Below are 5,268 nucleotides of genomic sequence, written 5' to 3'. Positions count from 1 at the left end.
ATCCTGTATATTTAAAGGAACTTTTAAATTCAAAGGAATTAAGGGAGCATAAGTCGAAGCTGGCATTTCCGGCAGGTAAGGATATTGCAGGAAGAGTAGTTGTGGCTGATATTGCCAAAATGCCTCATATGCTTATTGCAGGCACTACAGGTTCAGGAAAGTCAGTATTTACAAACTCAATATTAATGAGTATTCTTTACAGGACAACACCGGAAGACGTAAGGCTTATTGTTATTGATCCTAAGGTTGTGGAATTTCAGGTATACAATAAAATACCTCATTTATTATATGATGTAGTTACAGACCCTAAAAAAGCGGCAGGCATTCTTAACTGGGCGGTGGCAGAAATGACCACCAGATATAAGAAGTTTGCCAATGTAGGGGCAAGAGATATTGGAAGTTACAATGCAAAGGTGGAAAGCGGTGATTTTTCAGGAGATAATCCACCGGAAAAAATGCCACAGATACTTATTGTAATTGACGAGTTAGCTGACCTTATGATGGTGGCAGCTAAGGAAGTGGAAGAGGCAATATGCCGTTTAGCACAGCTTGCCAGAGCAGCAGGCATTCATATGGTTATTGCAACTCAGCGTCCTTCAGTAGATGTTATTACGGGACTTATTAAGGCAAACATTCCTTCACGAGTTGCCCTTACTGTGGCATCAGGAACGGATTCAAGAACAATTATAGATATGAACGGAGCTGAAAAGCTCTTAGGCAATGGTGACATGTTGTTTTATCCTGCCGGATATGTTAAACCTGTGAGAGTACAGGGAGCATATGTATCGGATAAGGAAATTTTTGATACTGTTGAATATATTAAAAACAACAGTGGAGAAGCTGAATATGACGAAACCATTGGTGTAAAATTAACTACGGATATGGAGGCTTCCGGTGGAGCAGAAGGGGATAAAGACCCGTTATTTGCTGAAGCAGGAAGGCTTTGCATAGAAAAGCAAAAGGGCTCAACTAGTATGATTCAAAGGCAGTTCAGAGTGGGCTTTAACAGAGCGGCACGTATTATGGAACAGCTTTATGATGCAGGGGTTGTAGGTCAGGAGGAACAGAATAAACCTAGAAAGGTTATTATGAGTTTAGATGAATTTGAAGCTAGTTTACAAAACGATAATCAATAAGAAGGAGATATTAAAATTATGAAATCAGACATTGAAATTGCACAGGAGGCAGTTATGCTTCCGATTAAAGAGGTAGCACAGAATATAGGTTTAACAGAGGATGATATTGAGTTATATGGAAAGTATAAGGCAAAAATATCCAATGAATACTATGAAAAAATCAAAGATAATGAAGATGGTAAACTTATTCTTGTTACAGCCATAAATCCGACTCCTGCAGGAGAAGGAAAAACAACAGTAACTGTTGGTTTAGGAGAGGCATTTGGAAAATTAAATAAAAAAGCAATGATAGCTTTAAGAGAGCCGTCATTAGGACCATGCTTTGGTATTAAAGGTGGTGCTGCAGGTGGCGGATATGCTCAGGTTGTTCCAATGGAAGATTTAAACCTTCATTTTACAGGAGACTTCCATGCAATAACTTCAGCTAACAATTTACTTGCTGCAATGCTTGACAACTCCATCCAGCAGGGAAATGAATTAAATATTGACCCAAATCAGGTTGTATGGAAGAGATGTGTTGACATAAATGACAGAGTTTTAAGAAATATAGTAGTAGGTCTTGGAAGAAAAGTAGATGGTGTTGTAAGAGAAGATCATTTCGTTATTACCGTGGCATCAGAAATCATGGCAATTCTTTGTCTTGCCAACGATTACGCAGATTTAAAGGAAAGACTTGGAAAGATAATTGTTGCATACACATATGACGGAGAGCCTGTAACTGCAAAGGATATTAAGGCAGTAGGTTCAATGGCAGTTCTTTTAAAGGATGCCATGAAGCCAAACCTTATTCAGACATTAGAGCATACACCGGCATTGGTACATGGTGGACCTTTTGCCAATATTGCTCATGGATGTAACTCAGTAAAGGCTACAAAAACAGCTCTTAAAATGGCAGATTATGTAATAACGGAAGCAGGCTTCGGCGCTGATTTAGGAGCAGAGAAATTTCTTGACATTAAATGTAGGAAGGCAGGCCTTAAGCCGGATTGTGTAGTATTAGTTGCTACGGTAAGGGCTTTAAAATATAATGGTGGCGTGTCAAAGGATGAATTATCCAACGAAAATGTTGAAGCTTTAGCAAAGGGTATTGTAAACCTTGAAAAACATATTGAAAATTTACAGCAGTTTGGAGTTCCTGTAGTAGTTACATTAAATCGGTTTGTAACAGATACGGAAGCTGAATATGAATTTATAAAGAATTTCTGTGAAGAACGTGGATGTGAGTTCGCATTAGCAGAAGTTTGGGCAAAAGGTGGCGAAGGCGGAGTTGCTTTAGCACAGAAAGTAATTGATACTATTGAAAATAAGCCGTCAAATTACAAGCCTTTATATCCTGATAATATGTCCATTAAAGAAAAAATTGAAACTGTTGCCACAAAGATATATGGAGCAGAGGGAGTAACATATTCTCCTGAGGCTGAAAAGGCCATTGCCAATATTGAAAAGTTAGGATATGGAGATTATCCTGTATGTATGGCAAAAACACAGTATTCACTGTCAGATGACAAAACTAAGTTAGGACGTCCTACAGGATTTACAATAAATATCCGTGAAGTATATATTTCTGCCGGAGCAGGATTTGTAGTTGCAATTACCGGAAGCATTATGACCATGCCTGGATTATCAAAGAAGCCGGCAGCATATGGAATTGATTTGACTGATGATGGCAAAATAGAAGGATTATTCTAAAACATAAAATTTACCGGAAAAGAGGGAAAAGGAAATGGCAAAAATAATAGACGGAAAGGCTATTTCATTAGCAATAAAGGATGAGTTAAAGGAAAAGGTAGCTGAATATAAGAATAAAGGAATTGACATTACATTAGCAGTTGTAAAGGTGGGAAACGACCCGGCATCTGCAGTTTATGTGAGAAATAAGGAAAAAGCCTGTGAATATGTAGGTATTAATTCAAGAACCTTAGCTTTGCCGGAGGAAATTACTCAGGAGAAGTTACTTAATATTGTCAGGGAATTAAATGAAGATGATACCGTAAACGGCATTTTAGTTCAGCTTCCCCTTCCAAAGCATATAGATGAAAGTGAGGTACTTCTTGCAATTAACAGCACAAAGGATGTTGACGGATTTCATCCTGTAAATGTAGGAAAAATGGTAATTGGAGAAGATACATTTTTACCATGTACTCCTGCAGGAATTATTGAAATGCTAAAACGCAGTGACATAGATATTGAAGGAAAAGAGTGCGTGGTAATTGGAAGAAGCAATATTGTAGGAAAGCCTATGTCACTTTTAATGCTTAAGGAAAATGCCACAGTTACAATTGCCCATTCAAGAACTAAGGATTTAAAGGAAGTTACAAAGCGGGCAGATATTTTAGTTGCTGCTATTGGAAAACCAAAATTTGTAACAGCTGATTATGTTAAAGAAGGTGCCGTGGTAATTGACGTAGGAATGGATAGAGATGAAAACGGTAAGCTTTGTGGTGATGTGGATTTTGAGTCAGTGGAGCCAAAGGTATCAGCCATAACACCTGTTCCGGGAGGTGTAGGCCCAATGACAGTTACTATGTTGTTGGTAAACTGTTTAAGAAGTGTAGAGCTAAATAAAAAATAAATTAATCTATAAAAGCTAATGTCCAAAATGCAGCGGAGATTAAAAGGAGGTCAAAATGAAGTTTGCAAATATTATAATTGATATTTCTCACGAAAAGTTAGACCATCCTTTTGGATATATAATACCTGAAGAATTGGAGAACCGCATTTTTGCAGGCACAGGGGTAATGATACCCTTTGGCAGGGGAAACAGACAGATAAAGGGATATGTTATTGAGGTAACTGATAAACCATCCTTTGATGTAAGCAAAATGAAAAAAATATCCTCTGTTATTGAAGGTGCAGTGGAAGTGGAAAGCATGCTTATTAAACTGGCATGGTGGATAAAAGAAAACTACGGTTCAACCATGAATCAGGCATTAAAAACCGTAATACCTGTAAAAAACAAAGTCAGGGCAAAGGAAAATAAAACCATTGTTCTTAATATGACTAAAGATGAAGCATTAGAGAAGATTGAACAATACACCAAAAAACATGCTACAGCAAGAATAAGACTTCTTAAGGAATTAATTGACAATGATAATATTTCTAAGAGGCTTGTAACAGATAAATTAAATATATCTGACAGTACGATAAAATCCATGGAAATCCAGGGAGATATTGTTGTTAATGCGGATATTGATTATAGAAATCCCGTTACTGTTACCAGTCAGCCGGAGTATGACATTGTTCTTAATAATGAACAAAGATGTGTTGCGGAAGAAATAAAGAAAACCATGAATTTTAAACCGTCTAAGTTCCCTAATGTTCATCTGATTCATGGAATTACAGGAAGCGGAAAGACGGAAGTATATATGGATTTAATTGACTATACCATTAAAAATGGAAAGTCTGCCATTGTACTTATTCCGGAAATTGCCCTTACTTATCAGACAGTTATGAGATTTACAAGGCGTTTTAAGGAAAAGGTGTCCATTGTAAATTCCAGAATGTCTGCAGGAGAGAAGTACGACCAGTTTGAAAGGGCTAAGAAGGGTGAAATCAGCATAATGATTGGCCCCAGGTCAGCACTTTTTACACCTTTTAAAAATTTGGGACTTATTGTAATAGATGAAGAGCATGAAAGTGCATATAAAAGCGAGTCGGTGCCTAAGTATCATGCCATAGAAGTAGCACAAAAAAGAGGTGTGGATACGGGAGCTGCCATTGTTTTAGGTTCAGCCACACCGTCTCTTGAGTCATATTACCGGGCAAAAAAAGGCATATATAAGTTTCATAAACTTACATCAAGGGAAAAAGGAAATCTTCCCACAGTTTCCATTGTGGATTTAAGGGAAGAGTTAAAAAATGATAATAAGTCTATATTTAGTGTAAAATTAAGTGAATTAATTAAAGACAGATTACAGAAAAAACAGCAGACAATGCTGTTTATTAACAGAAGAGGATATGCGGGATTTGTATCCTGCAGGGATTGTGGTGAGGCAATTAAATGTCCACACTGTGATGTTACCTTAAAACTTCACACCAATAGAAAATTAGTATGTCATTATTGTGGACACACGGAAATGATGCCGGGATTGTGTCCGGGATGTGGCTCTAAAAATATTGGTGGCTTTGGAAT

General features: G+C 37.3%; 4 protein-coding genes. All 4 read left to right on the top strand.

All coding sequences use genetic code 11. The features are described 5' to 3' along the window. On the top strand, positions 1-1,136 hold a 1,136-nt coding region (locus Q5O73_RS10030), incomplete at its 5' end, for a DNA translocase FtsK (protein ID WP_302669616.1). An 18-nt stretch (positions 1,137-1,154) separates the two neighbouring features. After that, positions 1,155-2,825: a formate--tetrahydrofolate ligase gene (locus Q5O73_RS10025; RefSeq protein ID WP_302629503.1), complete on the top strand. Its 1,671-nt coding sequence runs from the start codon at positions 1,155-1,157 to the stop codon at positions 2,823-2,825. Positions 2,826-2,859: 34 nt separating this feature from the next. Further along, positions 2,860-3,708: a bifunctional methylenetetrahydrofolate dehydrogenase/methenyltetrahydrofolate cyclohydrolase FolD gene (gene folD / locus Q5O73_RS10020; RefSeq protein WP_302669615.1), complete on the top strand. Its 849-nt coding sequence runs from the start codon at positions 2,860-2,862 to the stop codon at positions 3,706-3,708. A gap of 55 nt (positions 3,709-3,763) precedes the next feature. Next, a partial coding sequence (priA, locus tag Q5O73_RS10015; protein ID WP_302669614.1) for a primosomal protein N' occupies positions 3,764-5,268 on the top strand: 1,505 nt, incomplete at its 3' end.

Origin of the sequence: Eubacterium sp. AF15-50 (assembly GCF_934835595.1) — a bacterium.
Lineage (GTDB): Bacteria > Bacillota > Clostridia > Lachnospirales > Lachnospiraceae > Eubacterium_G > Eubacterium_G segne.
Note: the sequence above shows the minus strand (reverse complement) of the source record. Positions and strands in the feature narration are given on the sequence as shown.